An 18,501-nucleotide genomic window follows, 5' to 3' on the forward strand; every position below is an offset into this window, starting at 1 on the left:
CTTATTTGCTAATTAGTGAATTGATAAGTGTTACAGTTTCATTGATCTGCTGTATGCTCTTTAAATAATTAAGTTGGATATCGGCTGTTGTTTGCAAAGCAAAAAGATATTCAACATATGATATTTCGCCAGTGCCATATCCGAGCTTTGCCGCTTGGATGATTTCATCAGCGTTTGGAAGCGCCTGCTGCTTGAAATAATTAAACTGTGTTAAATACTGCTCATATTGGTTTATGGCATTTGTCAGCTCTGTTTTTAGCTGTTGTTCCTGCCATTTCGCATTCAACTCTAATGACTGTTTTTGATAATCAAGAGCGCGTATTTTAGCTTTGGTAGCTCCAAAAGTTAACGGAATGGAGATACCTACATCAACAAAACTAAACCTTTGGTCTCTTTCGTAAAATTGCTCTACACCATTCCTACTATGCATTCCTATTAACGAGACATTATTATACCCTATGGTAAAATCTGGCAGTCCATTTGATCGTTCTACTTTTTTACTTTGTTCAGCAATTTTGGCATCCTGATATAACATTTGAATACGAGGATGATTTTCAAGGGCAGAACTATCAATAAAAGAACTTAAAAGCAGCGGTTCGTATTCCGGTTTGGATACAATAACAAAATCGTCCGGTGTCTGCATTAAGGTTTTAAGATATTTATAGGCATTTTGTCTGAAAATCTCATTTTGTTGGAACAACAAGTTTATTTCACCTTTCTTGGTAACTGCCGTATTTACATCAAGTTTGCCTATATCTCCGGTTTTATATCGTAATTCTGCAACTCTGATAAAATCTGCGTATATACTGTCCAAGTGTTTCAAAACGGAAGCATTATGCTCTAAATATTCTAACTGATAATAATAGTTTCTGACCGTTCGTTTCAGTTCGTTTTCTGTCAATGCTTTTATCCACTGCTGACCTATAATCCGTTCTTTGAGCAAATTTTTCTTTGCACCAAAGAGTGTAGGAAAAGGTATATTCTGGGAAATCTGAATGCCATCATTATATTCAAAACCATCATTATTTCCGTACTGGAAGTTTAAATCTGTTTTGGGTAATTCAAAAGCTGTTTTACTTAGGCTTTGAACTGATTTAATTTCCATATTTTTCGCCTGTATTTCAGTGTTGTTCTGTAAAGCAATTTCAATAGCCTGATTTACATCTATGGTTTGAGCATTACTGTTTTGAGAAAAACCTAAGAAAACCAACAGCAATAATACTGGAGTTACAGTTTTAAATTTGCTATTTCTCGGCGGTTTATTGCTTTTCATAAATAGAAGGTATAATAGAGGTAGTACAAACAGCGTTAATGCCGTTGCTGTAATTAACCCGCCAATAACCACGGTTGCCAAAGGTTTCTGAACTTCTGCACCTGCACTGGTACTCAACGCCATAGGCAAAAATCCCAAACTTGCCACGGCTGCTGTCATTAATACAGGTCTTAACCTTGTTTTAGTTCCTTCAATAATTCTCGGTATAATCTCATTCCAACCCTCTTTTTCTAATCTGTTAAAGGTTGAAATCAATACTATTCCATTTAAAACGGCTACACCAAACAATGCGATAAATCCAACGCCTGCCGATATACTGAAAGGCATATCCCGTATTAACAACGCAAACACACCTCCGATGGCACTCATCGGAATTGCGGTATATACTAAAATGGCTTCTTTCAGAGAATGGAAAGTGAAATACAATAGAATGAAAATTAAAAGCAATGCGATAGGAACAGCAATCAATAATCTGTCGGTCGCCTTTTGAAGATTTTCAAACTGACCACCATAGGTAAAATAATAACCTGTCGGTAGCTTAACCTGATCAGCCAATTTGTCCTGAATTTCATTGACTATACTTGCTACATCTCTTCCCTGGACATTAAATCCTACATATATTCTGCGTTTACCTCCTTCACGGCTGATTTGCGCCGGACCCAATTTATAGTCAATCTCGGCAATCTGCGAAAGCGGTATCTGGTCTCCGTTTGGAATCGGAATAAAAAGATTATTCACATCTTCGATCGAAGCTCTATGAGCTTCATCCAATCGTACCACTAAATCAAACTTGCGCTCATTTTCATAAACTACACCTGCTGCTTTCCCTGCGAACGCTGTACTGACAATATCATTTACTTGCTCTATGTTCAATCCATAATTAGCGATGCGTGTACGGTCATATTCGATATTGATTTGCGGAAGCCCTGCTACCCGTTCTACTTGTGGGACTGTTACTCCTTCCACTGATTGTATGATATTATTAACCTTATTCGCATAAATTTGTAGAGAGTCCATATCTTCTCCAAAGATTTTCACAGCTACATCCTGCCTGATACCTGTCATCAGCTCATTGAAACGCATCTGTATAGGCTGATTGGCTTCAAAGAATACACCGGGAATACTTTCCAGTTTCTCCATCATTTCGTTTGCAAGCTCGTCATAGGATTTTTTAGTTTTCCACTCTTTTTGAGGTTTCAGGATAATCATTAAGTCAGTAGCTTCGGGCGGCATAGGGTCTGTTGGCACTTCAGCTGCTCCGGTTTTACCGACTACCATTTTTACTTCATCAAATTCCTTAATAATCCTTGATGCCTGCATTGAAGTTTCAAGACTTTGACTCAATGAAGTCCCTTGCGGTAAGATACAGTGAAAAGCAAAATCTCCTTCTCCTAATTTCGGCAAAAATTCTCCTCCCATATTTGAAAAGATGAAAATACTGATTGCAAAAATTCCTACCGAAACGGCAACAACTATATGTTTTATTCTTATCGCTTTCTCCAATAAAGGTTGATATATACCTTGCAAAAAGCCTATCATTTTATCGGAGAAATTCTTCTTGGTGATTGGTTTTTTGGATAAACACAATGCACTCATCATCGGGATATAGGTAAATGACAGGATTAATGCACCCAAAATCGCAAAACTAACCGTTTGAGCCATTGGGCTGAACATTTTTCCTTCTATACCGACCAAGGCTAATATAGGGATGTAGACGATGAGGATAATAATTTCTCCAAAAGCAGCACTTGTACGGATTTTCCTTGCCGATTCATAAACTTCCTCATCCATTTCATTTTGGGTAAGTTTCAGCTTCGATTTTCGTAAACCTAAGTGATGCAAAGTGGCTTCAACCACAATCAAAGAACCATCCACTATCAATCCAAAATCAATAGCTCCCAAACTCATCAAATTTGCACTCACGCCAAACAGCCTCATCATCCCCAATGCAAAAAGCATTGATAATGGTATAGCTGATGCGACTATCAAACCTGCTCGAAAATTTCCTAAAAAGAGAATTAGCACAAAAATTACAATCAGCGCACCTTCAATGAGGTTTTTTTGAATTGTACTGATTGCCCTATCAACCAAATCCATTCTATCTAAATAGGGCTCTATTATGACATCATCAGGTAGGGATTGTTGGATAACAGGTAATTTTTCCTTGATATTTCTTATAACGTCAGAAGTATTTTCTCCTTTTAGCATCATTACAATGCCACCTACGGCATCTACTTCGCCATTATAGGTCATCGCTCCGTATCGGGTAGCGTGACCAAACTTTACTTCGGCTATATCTTTGATAAATACTGGAATACCGTTCGTGTTTTTTACAACGATATTTCCTACATCTTCAAGCGAAGTGACCAAACCTACTCCCCGAATAAAATAAGCATTCGGCTTCTTATCGATATAGGCACCTCCGGTATTTTGATTATTGGATTCCAGTGCCGTGAAAATTTCAGAGATACTGACATCCATTGCTTTAATCCTGTTCGGATCAACAGAAACCTCATATTGTTTAAGCAAACCACCGAAACTATTGACTTCGGCAATTCCCGGTGTACCGTATAGTTGGCGGGCAACAATCCAATCCTGCATTGTCCGCAAATCCATTGCGGAATATTTATCCTCACTGCCTTCTTTCGGGTGAAGAATATATTGGTACACTTCCCCAAGACCAGTACTCACTGGTGATAGCTCAGGAGTACCAACTCCTTCCGGTATTTGCTCTTCTGCCTCTTTAAGCTTTTCGTTGACTAACTGTCTGGCAAAATAGATATCTACTTCGTCTTTAAAAACAACTGTTACAACGGAGAGTCCAAATCTTGAAATACTTCTTATTTCTTCTACATTGGGAAGATTGACGATGCTTTGCTCAACGGGAAAAGTAACTAATTGTTCTACTTCCTGTCCGGCTAATGTAGGAGATAGGGTAATAATCTGAACCTGATTGTTTGTTATATCAGGCTGGGCATCAATGGGGATTTTCGTGGCACTCCATACCCCCCAAATGATAAGTAATAAGGTCATCAATCCAATAATGAACTTATTCTTTATGGAGAATTTTATAATATTATCTAACACGTGTATCTGTTTAATTTTTTATAAATAAATTATTGCCTCTTGTCATAAGAAGCCAACAGATAATCAAATAACTATTGGATGAAGTGGATAATGCCTGTAATTATTTCTATAAACAAACATTCATAGAAAACACATAACACGAACACGCTAACAGTACCATAAAGCCAATAAAAGGCATACAATTACTGAGGCTTGCAACAAACCATCAATAGCATTAAGAAAATCTGAAAAAATTAAACAGTAAATTTGGGAGGATGCCAAATACTTCCTGAGTAGAAGGAAATTAAAGTAAAATCACGAAGTGTAATTTTTTTAACAACAAGAGTGGGTTTAGGTTGCTTGATTTCAAAAGGTTTGAAATGGTAAGTAGCAATACTTATACTACAACAATTGCAATAACAAAAAGGACCGCAATTGTCATCGCTATCTTGGTTGTGGTCGTGAGATTGAACGGTTTCAATTTCAGGAATGGTATCTTCACACTGATTGCTTCCATCGCTACAAGGCAATGAAAAAAGTACCATCAGGTAAAAAGTCCATATTGTGATTATCCATCTCATTTATAGTGCAAATATAGAAAATTATTTCTTGCAATTGGATTGCAAAGTTTCATAGTATTTTAGTTGCATCTGTCACACCGTCCTTTGAGTACCAAATTGATGCCTTCTAATTTAAAATTTAGTGGAATATTGATGTTTGGAATTTCGGTATCGGTAAGACAAAAAGTTCGCTGGCACTGGGAGCAATGAAAATGCGTATGCTGTTCTGAAGGTTTGCAACTGCACCCAGATTGGCAAAGTGCATATTTCGCAACTCCTGTTCCGTCTTCAATAGTATGGATAAGTTTGTGCTCTAAAAAAGTTTTCAGCGTTCTGAATAACGTAACATTATCTGCATTTTCAAACTGTTCTGCTAATTCCTTATGACTGATGGCATATTGCTGTTTCAACAATTTTTCTACTACCAACAAACGCATTGCTGTGGGTTTAATATTTCTTTGTTGTAAAATATTTTCTTCATTTTTCATAATGATTAATTTCTATTATCATTTACTCTAAATTGAGAGCTATGTTAAAATGGGTGTCCAAAGTAAGGGTTTTGCTATTTAAGCTAAAATATAATTTCTTAGTAATACGAATTAAGGGTTGGGTCTTAATAGTTATGGTTTTGCAATATTTAATTTTTTGTAATAAACTGCAAATTAATTGATGGTTTTAACCCTTAATTCGTATTATATACACTGTTTACTAATAATTCAGTGCGAGCCCCACTCCAAAACCCATATCGCTATCGTAATGTGTACGGATGCCAATGTTTTTATTGATGATGTACTTTAGGTCTGCCATATATTCCATATCGGTATTGACCATAAATCCTGCTCTTAATCTTTTAGAAATAGGAATATCTTCACGCATTAATGACAAACGAACTATTCCATCGTGATAAACTTCTGCCTGAAAATTAACCAACATTGGCAAAGTGTACATAAAACCTAAACTAATAGCTCTACGTGTATCTTTTTCATTTTTCTGTCCGAATAAATTGGTTTCGTGTTCATCCATTCCCATTTTTCGGTATCGCCAATCAAAACCAATAAACGGCATAAACCATTGCATTTTCCCGATGTATCTTCCTAAGTGAGTTTCTACTTCATAACCATGCATATCATTATAGCCTAAACGCCATTCTGTACCTAAAGACCATCTTGAGTTCTGGAGCATTGCATCACCATCATTACCATTAGTTGCAAAATCATTCTGCGCCATAAAGTGTGGCATATTGCTTTCTCTCTGCAACTTGTTATAGGCTTGTTTTTTGTTGGGTAAATTCGGATTTTGATAATCATCTACTGCAAAAACCCTGTTCATTCCCGACATCATATGATATAAGATATGACAGTGAAAAAACCAATCTCCCTCTTCATTTGCTAAAAATTCGATGGTATCTGTTTCCATTGGCATTATATCCAAAACATTTTTAAGTGGTGATTTTTCGCCTTTACCATTGATTACCCTAAAATCGAAACCGTGCAGGTGCATCGGATGGCGCATCATTGAATTATTGTAAATGGTAATGCGTAGAATTTCTCCTTTTTTTACAGGTATTTTATCAACTTCTGAAAGTATTTTATTGTCCATACTCCATACATAACGGTTCATATTTCCAGTAAGGGTAAATTTCAATTCTTTTACTGGAGCATCTTTAGGAAGTTCAGTATTGTAAGGAGATTGCAACATTGCATAATTCAGCGTTTTTATTTCTCCTAAAGCATTTGCATTGTAACGGTTGGGGTCTTTATCCATATCCATATTATGCCCGCTATGGTCTTCTTTAGGTTTAGCCTCTCCAGTAATTTCGGGATACATTACCACATTCATATCCATTTGGTTCAGGCTCATTTTCATACCCATATCGTCCAAATCTCCGTTCATCTTCATCATATCATTCATCATCTTCATCCCTTCAAAATATTTCAATCTTGGGAGTGGCGATATTAACCGTTTGATACCATTGCCAACAAAATAGCTTGCTGATTGTGTTCTGTCTTCGGTTGTGGCTAAAAACTCATAAGAAACTCCATCGTCAGGAATTGTTACTACTATATCATAAGTTTCGGAAACCGCAATGATTAATCTATCAACTTCTACAGGTTCTACATCGTTTCCATCGTTGGCTATTACGGTAATTTTACCTCCTGCATAGCGCAACCAAAAATAAGAGGATGCGCCACCATTTGACACTCGTAATCTTACTTTATCGCCTGCTTTTAGCGTTTTGCCATCAACTGTTTTTAAATCGGTCGTATGATTTCCGTTGATTAAAATTTTGTCATAATAAACATCGCTTACATCCATTGCCAACATACGTTTCCATTCGTTCTTTATTTTTGTTTTAAAATGTCCTTCTCTAATGGCTTCTGTGTAAGACTGTGTTGCATTTTTTTTGATGGCAGACCAATCATTGGCATTATGCAACATTCGGTTGATGTTATCGGGATTTAAGTTTGTCCATTCACTTAAAATAATAGGAACGGTAGGTAAATCATCAATTCCTTTTCTAAAGGTTTTATCATCATCCTTTTTCTTCATTATAAAACTACCATACATACCAATCTGCTCTTGCAAGCCAGAATGTGAGTGATACCAATGCGTTCCGGTTTGGATAATCGGGAAACGATAGGTGTATGTTGTTCCGGGTTCAATTGGTTTTTGTGTAAGCCAAGGCACACCATCTTCTTTATTGGGTAAAAACACACCGTGCCAATGTAGTGATGTACTTTCTTTTAATTGGTTGTGTACAACAATTTCGGCTGTATCGCCTTCGGTAAAAGTGAGCGTTGGCATTGGTATTTGACCATTTACAGCAATAGCTCTTTTTTCTTTGCCTGCATAGTTTACAAGCGTGTCTTTTACATAAAGGTCGTAACGGACTACCTTTTGTGCAAAAAGAGATTGCGAACTTAACAGTATGAAAACTGCCTGTAGCAACCTTATAGTAATATTTTTGGGTATATTCATTTTGATATTTTTTATTAATGAAACTTATTCTATTTCTTTTAACCAATTGGTTAATACTTTGATTTGCTCATCATTTAGTTTTGCATTTTTGTGCATTATTGTATATGATGATAAAGGCATTTGCTTGGTTTCAATTTGTTCTTTAATTGAGTTTAATAATCTTTCCTGCTTTCTATTTGAGTATGTACCCCATTCGTTAAAATTCAAATCCTCTTTTGCGTTTTTGATGTGGTTTTCTACTAATGCTCTCATAGGTTGTACATAGTCGTACCAAACATAATTAGTGTTGTTACTATGACAATCGTAACAAGAGGTTTGAAACATCGCTTTTACTTCAACAGGGATTTTATATACTTGGGTAAAATCGGTTGTGTAAACCTGCCCTTTATCTACATTAAGGGCAGGCTGATAAAATTGAATAGCTATAAAAATAAACAGCACTATTGCCAACATTATCTTTAATACTCTCTTCATTTTAGAACTCTTTTTTTACAGAGCCACAGGTAAGCATCTGACTGCCGTAATAAGGATTTTTGATAGTCTTAGCTTCGCTAATCCAAACCGCACCTTTTCCATCATTGTACATTGGGCAATAATCCTGATATAATTTTTGGGTAGTTCCAAATAATGTGATAAGGTCAGAAACGTCTTTACTTAGCGATGCTAAATGCTCTCTCTGGTGGTCTATTTTACCAGCATTGTCACTAATATGCTCTGCATTTTCTTTGGCATTTTCCGCTATTTCCATATATTCTTTATGTTTATTCGCTGGGATAGCGTTCATATCCACATTTTTTAAGGTAGTAAACAATTGCTTTCCTGCATTAGCAGCTGCTTTGTCATTATCTGCAACAAGTGCATTTTTTAAAGCCAAATAATCCTTAATTATAGGTGCGATAGTAAACTTTTGAGCTTGCTTCACATCGGATTTTTCTGCCTCTTGAGAAGACGTATCCGTTGAAGTAACAGTTGCTACCGTATCATTGTGTGTAGGTGATTGTAACTCCGGAGTTGCAGCAATTGTTGTGCTATCATTAGCTTGCTGGTCGCTATTTTTATTTGAAGATTGATTGCAGGAAATTGTTACCGCTGCAACTGTTACTAATGTAATGATTGAGAAAATTATATTTTTCATTTTATTTATTTTTGATATTATTGAAGAAATTTATCTTATTTATTTGTTTTCAAATTCATTTAGCTTACGCTTCATAAATTCGATTTCTTGTGCCTGTGTTTCCAGTATGTTTTTTTGTAACCGTATCAATTCGGGGTCGGTAAGCTTAGCTTTTTCAGACATCAATACTGCTGCTGCGTGATGCGGTATCATACCTTTAACAAACTCCTTATCGCCCACAAATAATTGCTCCCGAATACCAAACCAAGAAAAGATGCCAATCGCAAGGGAAACCGTTATGATTGCCCAGTTGATTTTTTTGTTTTCATACATTTCTTTCATTATCAATAGTTCTATAATCAACATTGCGGAAACCATCAGCAATGTCATATATAAATTATTGATGTTCAGGATAAGGTTCTGTAAGCCGTCAATCATAGCATACATAATGAAGTACATAGCTATGAACATTGCAACAGCCATTACAGCAAAGCGTTTGTACATTGCTAAAGAGTGATTAGTATTATGCTTTTCATTCTTATGGTTATGTTGCATTTCGTGTTGGTTTTCCATACTTTCCATAACAATAGCGTTTTATTTGTTATTAATAGTTTCCTGTACGCTACCGCAAGTAAGCATTTTGGAGCCGTAATACGGGTTTTTAATTGCTTCTTCTTTGCTTAGCCAATTTGCTCCTTTACCATTATTGTACATTGGGCAATGCTGATAATAAACAGGTGTTTCTTGTTTTGAAACTTTGGCTAATTCGTACATATTATTAGCCAGTAAAGCGAAAATTTCTCTTTGTTTGGTAACATCTTTTGCTACAGAAATTTTTTCTGCATTGGCAGTTAAATCCTTCATTACTTTCATCCAAACGGTATGTTCTTCGTTGGAAAGTTTTGTCATTTCTACTGCTTTAATTGCTTTTACCAATTCGGCAGCTTTTGTAGATGAAGTACCTGCGTCGGTTTTCACCAAAGCATCTTTCACAGAAAAATAATTATCGAAAACGGCTTTCAGTTGTGGTGCATTTTGGGTTGCAGCGGTATTTGTTTGAGCCATTTCGCCGTGGTTGCTGTGTTCGTTTTTCATATCCATACCGGCATCTTTAGTTTTTGCAACTGGTTTTAATTCTCTATTGTATTGGCAGCATCCGGATAGTTTAGCATAAACATCATCAGGTGCTAAAAATTTCTCGCTGTCATAACCTGCTAAAGCAATACGTTTCAGTATTTCATCCTGATTTGTTTTTTTATCATCGTATTTAAGTGTAGCCATTTTGGTGTCTTTATTCCATTCTACTGTGGCTACATTTTTTACGTTTCCTGCTTTTTCAATTGTGGTTTTACACATATCACAGTTGCCATATATTTTTACGGTTTCTGTTTTTGCATTTTTGATTTGTGCAAAACTGTTTACAGCTGATAGTAATACGGTGATTACCATCAATATTTTTGAAATTGATTTCATTTTGATTTTTTTTAATTTAATAAGATATACGAAGAGTTTGCGAAAACTGGATTCAGTTTTCGACAAGGCACACGTATGGCTAACAAGCCATCGTTTTAGCTTATTTTAGGCGGTTGCCAAATGGAAGAGTAGCCTGAAGAATAGTAGGCTTCTTTGAAACCGAATTTTTGCTTTTTAATTTCGGCAAAAGGGTTAGTTGTTTTTAAATCTGTTGGTATCGGTAAGTTTACAGAAGATGAAGAAGTGCTACATCCACAAGAACTGTGCTTACAATTGCCGTCGCAATCATGACCATCTTTGCATTTTTTACAGGACTTGTCCTTGCAACTGCTTTTATGTTCTGCTTTTGCAGATTGATCTTTTGAGCAGGACTTTTGCTCTGTCTTAGTTGTTTTTTTTGCACAAGCATAGCTTATGTTTGGCATTAGGAAAAAGCCCAAACATAGTAAGATGACAAAGCTGATATGTTTACTCAAATTTTTCAACACTACAAAATTATGAAATTATTTCTTTTAATTGCTATATTTTGCACATTCGTGAACTGCAAACACAGAATTATAGATAAAATGTCTAAATCACTAGTCTGCATAGTCCTTTTTATGCTTATTAAAATAAATATCTAGTTAATTACCTAAAGTGTTTGTTATAAGCTAAATAACTAAGCAGGTATTAGGATAAGGAAATTAATCTTTGCTTAATGGTTCTATCTTAAAACCTGCTTTCTGTACAGTTTCAATTACCTGTTCTTGTGTAATTCCTTCTGATTTTACGGTAAGCACCTTGTCTTTAGTTGTATCTACTTCCCAATGGCATATACCATCGGCATTATCCAAATGAGGTTTTACAGATGCTACACATCAACCACAGTTAATATTTGTTTTGAATCGTAAATCTTGATTATTCTTTTCCATTTTGTTTATTGAATAATTCATTTAAAGTTTAAAACTGCGTAATCGCAATGCATTTACGATTACCGATACAGAACTTAAAGACATTGCTAAAGCTGCAATCATTGGAGATAATAAAATTCCGAAAAACGGATATAAAATACCTGCTGCAATTGGAACACCAAGCACATTGTAGAAAAAGGCAAAGAATAAATTTTGCTTGATGTTTTTCATAACAGCATGGCTCAAATTTTTTGCTTTAACGATACCTAATAAATCGCCTTTTACTAAAGTTATTTTGGCACTTTCTATGGCTACATCGGTTCCAGTTCCCATAGCTATTCCGATATTGGCTTGTGCTAATGCTGGAGCATCATTTATACCATCACCAGCCATAGCTACAATTTTCCCTTCTGCTTGTAAACGTTTAATTTCGTTGAGTTTATCTTCGGGTAAGCATCCTGCTTTATAGGAAGACAAACCTAATTCATCCGCTACTGCTTTGGCTGTATTAACATTGTCGCCAGTAAGCATAATTACTTCTACACCTTGGAGCATTAGTTCTTTTATCGCTGCTGCACTCGAAGTTTTTATCGCATCGGCAATTGAAACAAAGCCAACTGTAACACCATCAACAGCAATGTAAGAAACCGTTTTACCAAGTTTTTGTTCTGCAATAATTTTGTTTTCTAAATCGTCAGAAATAGTTGCCTTAACCTGTTCCATTAGTTTTTTATTGCCTAATGCTACTTTTCTATTGGTAACCGTTCCTGTAACTCCTTTTCCTGTAACATTTTCAAAATCTTTGACTTCAATTAATGAAATAGATTTTGTTTTGGCGTAATTGACTACTGCTTGTGCCAATGGATGTTCACTGTATTGGTTTAAGGAAGCTATATTTTGCAATAAATCATCCTCGTTATTAGTTGATGCATAAATTTTTTCTACCGAAGGTTTTCCCTCTGTTAGCGTTCCTGTTTTATCTGTTATTAAAACATCCACCTTATTCATATTTTCTAAGGCTTCGGCATTTTTAATTAATACTCCAGATTGTGCTCCTTTGCCCACACCCACCATCACAGACATCGGCGTGGCTAAACCTAAAGCACAAGGACAAGCTATGATTAAAACTGCAATGGCATTTATAAAACCATAAACCTTCGCTGGTTCTGGACCAAATAGTGCCCAAACAAAAAAGGTAATTACTGAAATGATTACTACAATGGGTACAAAATATTTAGAAATACTATCGGCTAATTTTTGAATGGGTGCTCTTGAACGAGAAGCATCGTTAACCATTTGTACAATTTGAGAAAGTAATGTTTCAGAACCTACTTTTTCGGCCATCATTACAAATGATTTGTTCCCGTTGATTGTTCCCGAAATTACATTATCGTCTTTCTTTTTGTCAACTGGAATTGGTTCTCCTGTAATCATTGCTTCATCAATACTGCTTTCACCATCGGTTATTTTTCCGTCAACTGGAATTTTATCTCCTGGTTTTACGCGTAATAAATCACCTTTCTTAATATCATGAATGGAAATCACTTTATCGCCCCCTTCACCAATCAAAGTAGCTTCGGTTGGCGCTAATTGTAATAACGCTTTTATAGCTCCACTGGTTTGGCTATGTGCTCTTGCTTCTAACAATTGTCCCAACAAGACCAGTGTAATGATTACTGTTGCTGCTTCAAAATAAAGATGAATGGTTCCGTGTTCGGTTTTAAATTCTTCGGGAAAAATATTCGGGAACAGCATTCCTACAATACTAAACAAAAATGCAACTCCAGTTCCTATTCCGATAAGGGTAAACATATTTAGATTCCAAGTGATTATGGATTTCCAAGCTCGTACAAAAAACATCCAACCAGCATAGAAAATAACAGGAATTGAAAACAGAAATTGCACCCAGTTCCACATGTTGCTGTCCATTATTTGAAATAACGGATTGTTATGCACCATTTCCATCATGGCAATAATGAAAATTGGCACCGTAAAGACGGTTGCAATTTTCATTTTTTTAAGCAAATCCAGATAGGTTTTTTTTTCTTCGGAATCGCTTGGTTCCATGGGTACTAAATCCATTCCGCATATAGGACATGAACCCGAACTATCTTGAATAACTTCGGGATGCATTGGGCAGGTGTACATCGTTTTCTTTACATTCAATTCTGCTTCTTTTACCAAATGCATTCCACAAACAGGGCAATCGCCAGCTTTATCATAGGTTTTATCGCCTTCACAATGCATTGGGCAATAGTATTTGCCTTTTATATTGCTAGTCACTTCGATTGTTTTTTTATCATCGTGAGAATGAGCGGAGCAACAGGATTTTGCCACTGGTTCATTTGTCGTGGTATGTTGTAGGCTTTTGTTATTGCTCATTTCTATGGTATATTTTCCAACAGCGGTTAATGCTTTTTGCAATTGTGTAGTTGGAATGTGTTTATCCATTGTCAGGGTAGCTGAGTTTTCATCTTTTGAAACTTCAACATTTGTCACATTTTCAACCTTTAATAAAGCCGATTTCACTTTTGCTTCGCAACCTCCACAGGTCATACCTGTTACTTGATATTTGTGTACCATTTTGTATGAGTTTTATTATGATACAAAGTTCCATACTGTTTCCATTTTTTCGTTGTGGAATTTTGGGAATGATTTGTAAGATTTACTTAGACCTTATCCAAAGGTTTTCTTTTATCCTCTCGTATTTGCTTGAAATAACTTGGGGTAAGTCCTGTTACCTTTTTGAATTGGTTGCTTAAATAGGCTACACTTGAGTAATTTAAACGGAAAGCAATTTCACTCAAAGACAGTTCATCATATACCAATAATTCTTTTACCTTCTCTATTTTTTGGGCAATAAAATATTTTTCGATAGTAGTGCCTTCAATTTCTGAAAATAAATTAGAGAGATAATTATAGTCGTGGTGTATCTTGCTATTTAAAACATCCGACAAATTGTATTTTATTTCGCCATCCTGATGATGAACGAGGTCAATAATAATATTTTTTATTTTTTCTATAATTCGGCTTTTTTTATCATCTATTAATTCAAAGCCTAATACAGTCAGTGCTTTCACTAAATTGGTTTTAACGTTTTCAGGTAATTCTTTGTCCAAGGTAACTTCTCCCAGCTTTATATTTTTCACAGTCAATCCAAGCTTCTCCAATTCATTCTGCACTACCATAATACAACGGTTGCAAACCATATTTTTTATAAAGAGTGTTGTCATATATTTTGGGGTTTATTTGAAATTATATTACGGCTCTATAAAATTACAATTAATATTTCCTGATAATTGTCGAATTGTTGTCAATCGACCTATTTATTCTCTGCTTGTCTAATTCACTTATAATTTTTGTATATACCTACTGTTTGCAGATAGGAAGAATGCTCAAGTAATTTGCTAATGTGCATTACCGCATACCATCATTGAAAGCACGGGTTATTTTCCTATTTATAATATTTTTTCTTTAGCCATAAACTTGCCTTTACCAATAATATGAGTACCGGAACTTCCACCAGTGGGCCGATAACGCCCACAAATGCCTGTGGCGAATGAATGCCGAAAACAGCTATTGCAACAGCTATTGCCAATTCAAAATTGTTTCCTGTGGCTGTAAATGCGATGGCTGCATTTTTGTCGTAAGGAACTTTAAGGGATTTATTGATAAAGAAGCTCACAAAAAACATCAATACAAAATAGATGATTAAGGGTATGGCTACTTTTACTACATCCATTGGCAACTCTACTATTTTATCGCCTTTCAAACTGAACATTAATACTATCGTAAACAGTAAAGCATACAGTGTAATGGGCGATATTTTGGGTACAAATTTCCTGTTATACCATTCTATACCTTTTGATTTTACAAGGAAGTAACGACTTAGAAAACCTGCCAAGAATGGAATACCTAAATATATCAATACGCTTTCGGTAACATCTTTCATTGATACGCTTACATTGAAATTGGCTAATCCCAATTTTGTAGGTAACACGTTGATGAACAGCCAAACTAAAAAGCTGTAAGTAAATATCTGGAAGATGCTGTTTAAAGCAACTAACATAGCTGTATATTCTCTGTTTGCTTTAGCTAAGTCACTCCAAACGATTACCATTGCAATACATCTTGCCAAACCTATCAGTATCAAGCCTGTCATATAATCGGGTTCGTTCCGTAAAAACAAAACGGCTAAACCGAACATCAATACTGTGCCGATAACCCAATTCAGTATTAAGGATATACCGATTACTTTTTTATCCTTAAATGCCATAGGTAATAATGAATAATCAACCTTTGCCAATGGTGGGTACATCATCAATATTAAACCTATTGCCAACGGAATATTTGTAGTGCCTACGGACAGGGCATTTGTGATTTTGGAAATTCCCGGAAAAATATATCCCAATCCTATACCTATTGCCATTGCAAGGAATATCCATAAGGTAAGGTAACGGTCAAGAAATTTTAGTTTTGGCTGCATTGATTATCTGCTGATTTTTGAAAAGACATAAAACATTTCCGTTGCTATCTGTAAACTTCTTTCGGCATAAACCTGTGTCTGTTCCGGTGTATTGTCTGAAATTTTAGGGTCTTCAAATGTGATAGGTATCCGCTTTTCTGTTCCTGTAATAAAAGGGCATCCGCCGTCTGCCTGTGAACAGGTCATAATAGCAGCAAATTCTGATACAGGGTTGAAAGGGCTATCATATTTTTTAGAAAAACCAACAATCGGCAAAGAATTATCACTATACTTTATGGCATATACAGGATTATTATTGTGGGCTATTTTGAAAATACTAAACCCCTGACTGGTCAATGTTTCTGCAATTTTCGGAAATAATGCCGTTTCTTCTGTACCACCCGAATAACAATGTACCTTTGGGATAACATAGTGTGCTGCTGCTACCTGTGCCCAAACCTGCGATAAATGGCTTCTTCGGGAATTGTGGGTACAAATGAAATTGATATTTATTTCCTGCTTGTCACTTACTTTTTGCTGTACAAAATCTATCAGCGGTTGCAATGTGCTTTTTCGCTCTTCACTTATACTTTGAAAAGTAGCAACATTGTTTATTGTTTCAACTAAATTCTTATACATTTTGATTGATTTAAAGGGTTTAACAACAGGCTGAATTAGGTGTACAGGAAGCATTATTCAACGCTGATAATTTTATTTTTTGCTTTTCGACAGGAATACCGCAAGCATCCTGAGCAAGACAAGCTGTTGTTTTACTTTTCAGTACGAATGTTTTTCCGTTGAAATCCAAATCATATTTCCCGATAGTATCACTTTGATATTCTACTTCTATTTCGGCATCTTCCATACCTAATTTTTCTTCGGATAGTTTGATGATGTTTAATAGTTTAGTTGGCTTCAATCTATGTTCGTAATCGTCAGCATTCCACAACTGAAAGTTTACTACTTTTTCATTGCGGATTAAACCGCCACAATCAATAAATTTTTTATTGATTTGCCCCACTTCGGTAACGTGGAAATGTTCCGGTACAAATGTTCCGTTTTCTAATTGAAATTCAACATTCTCTAATGTTGGTAAGATTTCTTTGATTTTTGATAGTTTCATAATTCCATTATTTAATTGTTATATTGCATTGTAACGATTGATTTAGTCAAAATAAATGCTTAGCAGCATTTATTAATACCTATATCGTCAACGAAGAAAGTGTTGAGTTCCTTCTTAATCTGCTGCCAAACATTTTCATCAATGCAGTAGCATACACTGGTTCCTTCTATATTCCCTTTAATAATACCAATGTTTTTTAGTTCTTTCAAATGCTGAGAAATGGTAGCTTGTGCCAATCCCAATTCCTCTACCAAGTCATTACAAATACAGGTATTTTGTTTAATGATATATTGTAGGATAGCTATGCGTGCAGGATGAGCCAATGCCTTTAGCGAAGTTGCTAAACGGTTCTGCTGTTCCGTAAATATTTCAGTTTTTGTAACTCCCATTTTTATTTATAATTATACATCGCAATATTACGATTAATATTTTAACTACCAAAATTGTTTGAAAAAATATTTAGTGAAGTTTATCCCTGTTGCACCAAATGTTGCAAATCCGGATCATTCTTAATCCTTTCCAATTCCGTTGCAATAATTAGAACGATGTCTTTTTTTATCTGGCGATAATTGCTTTCAATTTCTTGTTTCATTTTATCTTTACCCTGCTCATCAACAAAGGATAAGATTTGCGGTATCTCCTGATAAACTTTAGTTTCTGCGGCAACTTTTTCATTGTCCACAACAATTTCAGCGTGAAATATTTTTTGCTCGATACGTTCATCAAAATTATCGGATACAGACCCCACAAACATACCTTGTGTTAGTGTTGAAATTTTGGAAGCTGGAATAAGACTATCTAATTGTGTGGAAATGGAAGTTGATGTATCATTTCGGTTGATTGATATACTTTGACGCTTTTGCAATACTTTCCCGAACCTTTCCGAAAGGCTCTTTGCAGTTTCGCCAACTACCTGGCCCGAAAATATATTGCCCACAGTGTTTTGGATAACCTTTGCTTCTTTATCGCCATAATCCCTTATCAATTGCGAAAAATCCTGAAAGCCTAAACAAACTGCCACCTTATTACTTCGGGCAGTTGCAATAAGATTATCTAATCCACGAAAATAAATAGTGGGCAACTCATCAATAATAACAGAACTCTTTAATTGCCCTTTTTTATTAATGAGCTTGACAATCCTTGAATTATACAATCCCAAAGCTGCCGAATAAATATTTTGACGGTCGGGATTGTTTCCAACACAAAGGATTTTCGGTTCTTTGGGATTGTTGATGTCCAGTGAAAAATCATCGCCAGTCATTACCCAATACAATTGTGGCGAAATCATTCTTGATAAAGGAATTTTTGCTGATGCAATCTGCCCCTGTAATTGGTCTTGTGCACCACTTTGCCACGCATCCATAAACGGCGAAAGATAATTTTCCAGATCAGGATATGAAGTAAGGATAGTGAATACATCCGAATACTTCTTGTTCAGTAATTCAATGGCGTGTGGAAAGGTGCAGTATTTCCCATTATCATAGATTTTGAGATACTGGATATGCAAATAAAACCTGCAGTATAAGTTAAGCTACATTTTTGTAATTAATTTGATTGT

At 35.6% G+C, this 18,501-nt stretch carries 16 protein-coding genes and 1 pseudogene; all 17 read right to left on the reverse strand.

The window, feature by feature from the left end:
* Position 1 precedes the first annotated feature (1 nt).
* On the reverse strand, positions 2-4,360 hold the full coding sequence (locus EG849_RS14300) for a CusA/CzcA family heavy metal efflux RND transporter (RefSeq protein WP_125013933.1): 4,359 nt from the start codon (positions 4,358-4,360) through the stop codon (positions 2-4).
* Positions 4,361-4,593: 233 nt separating this feature from the next.
* Positions 4,594-4,920, reverse strand: coding sequence for a DUF6660 family protein (locus EG849_RS14305; protein WP_125013935.1), 327 nt, complete (start codon positions 4,918-4,920; stop codon positions 4,594-4,596).
* 59 nt (positions 4,921-4,979) lie between these two features.
* A complete protein-coding gene (locus EG849_RS14310; RefSeq protein ID WP_125013937.1) occupies positions 4,980-5,387 on the reverse strand; it encodes a Fur family transcriptional regulator in 408 nt (135 codons plus the stop codon).
* A gap of 220 nt (positions 5,388-5,607) precedes the next feature.
* Entirely contained in the window at positions 5,608-7,878 is a 2,271-nt protein-coding gene (locus EG849_RS14315) for a multicopper oxidase family protein (RefSeq protein ID WP_125013939.1), read from the reverse strand.
* A 24-nt stretch (positions 7,879-7,902) separates the two neighbouring features.
* A complete protein-coding gene (locus tag EG849_RS14320; protein ID WP_125013941.1) occupies positions 7,903-8,352 on the reverse strand; it encodes a heme-binding domain-containing protein in 450 nt (149 codons plus the stop codon).
* Position 8,353: 1 nt separating this feature from the next.
* On the reverse strand, positions 8,354-9,013 hold the full coding sequence (locus EG849_RS14325) for a DUF3347 domain-containing protein (protein ID WP_125013943.1): 660 nt from the start codon (positions 9,011-9,013) through the stop codon (positions 8,354-8,356).
* A gap of 39 nt (positions 9,014-9,052) precedes the next feature.
* Positions 9,053-9,574 (reverse strand): DUF305 domain-containing protein, encoded by a 522-nt coding sequence (locus EG849_RS14330; RefSeq protein ID WP_125013945.1) that lies wholly within the window; start codon positions 9,572-9,574, stop codon positions 9,053-9,055.
* A gap of 12 nt (positions 9,575-9,586) precedes the next feature.
* Entirely contained in the window at positions 9,587-10,465 is an 879-nt protein-coding gene (locus EG849_RS14335; protein WP_125013947.1) for a DUF3347 domain-containing protein, read from the reverse strand.
* Between the two features lie 95 nt (positions 10,466-10,560).
* Positions 10,561-10,941, reverse strand: coding sequence for a hypothetical protein (locus tag EG849_RS15650; RefSeq protein WP_158611957.1), 381 nt, complete (start codon positions 10,939-10,941; stop codon positions 10,561-10,563).
* Positions 10,942-11,148: 207 nt separating this feature from the next.
* On the reverse strand, positions 11,149-11,298 hold the full coding sequence (locus EG849_RS14345) for a hypothetical protein (protein WP_394336494.1): 150 nt from the start codon (positions 11,296-11,298) through the stop codon (positions 11,149-11,151).
* 99 nt (positions 11,299-11,397) lie between these two features.
* Positions 11,398-13,938, reverse strand: a complete 2,541-nt coding sequence (locus EG849_RS14350) for a heavy metal translocating P-type ATPase (protein ID WP_125013951.1) — start codon at positions 13,936-13,938, stop codon at positions 11,398-11,400.
* 86 nt (positions 13,939-14,024) lie between these two features.
* On the reverse strand, positions 14,025-14,588 hold the full coding sequence (locus EG849_RS14355) for a helix-turn-helix domain-containing protein (protein ID WP_125013953.1): 564 nt from the start codon (positions 14,586-14,588) through the stop codon (positions 14,025-14,027).
* Positions 14,589-14,809: 221 nt separating this feature from the next.
* Positions 14,810-15,841 carry an ACR3 family arsenite efflux transporter gene (gene arsB / locus EG849_RS14360; protein WP_125013955.1) on the reverse strand — a complete coding sequence of 344 codons (1,032 nt, stop codon included), beginning with the start codon at positions 15,839-15,841 and terminating at the stop codon, positions 14,810-14,812.
* A 3-nt stretch (positions 15,842-15,844) separates the two neighbouring features.
* Positions 15,845-16,459: an arsenate-mycothiol transferase ArsC gene (locus tag EG849_RS14365; protein ID WP_125013957.1), complete on the reverse strand. Its 615-nt coding sequence runs from the start codon at positions 16,457-16,459 to the stop codon at positions 15,845-15,847.
* A gap of 19 nt (positions 16,460-16,478) precedes the next feature.
* Positions 16,479-16,943, reverse strand: coding sequence for a DUF6428 family protein (locus tag EG849_RS14370; RefSeq protein ID WP_125013959.1), 465 nt, complete (start codon positions 16,941-16,943; stop codon positions 16,479-16,481).
* A gap of 59 nt (positions 16,944-17,002) precedes the next feature.
* Positions 17,003-17,332 carry an ArsR/SmtB family transcription factor gene (locus EG849_RS14375; RefSeq protein WP_125013961.1) on the reverse strand — a complete coding sequence of 110 codons (330 nt, stop codon included), beginning with the start codon at positions 17,330-17,332 and terminating at the stop codon, positions 17,003-17,005.
* 80 nt (positions 17,333-17,412) lie between these two features.
* A pseudogene (locus tag EG849_RS14380) lies at positions 17,413-18,444 on the reverse strand (TraM recognition domain-containing protein); the annotation flags it as partial.
* Positions 18,445-18,501 lie beyond the last annotated feature (57 nt).

It is taken from the genome of Flavobacterium macacae (assembly GCF_003865365.1).
GTDB lineage: Bacteria > Bacteroidota > Bacteroidia > Flavobacteriales > Flavobacteriaceae > Flavobacterium > Flavobacterium macacae.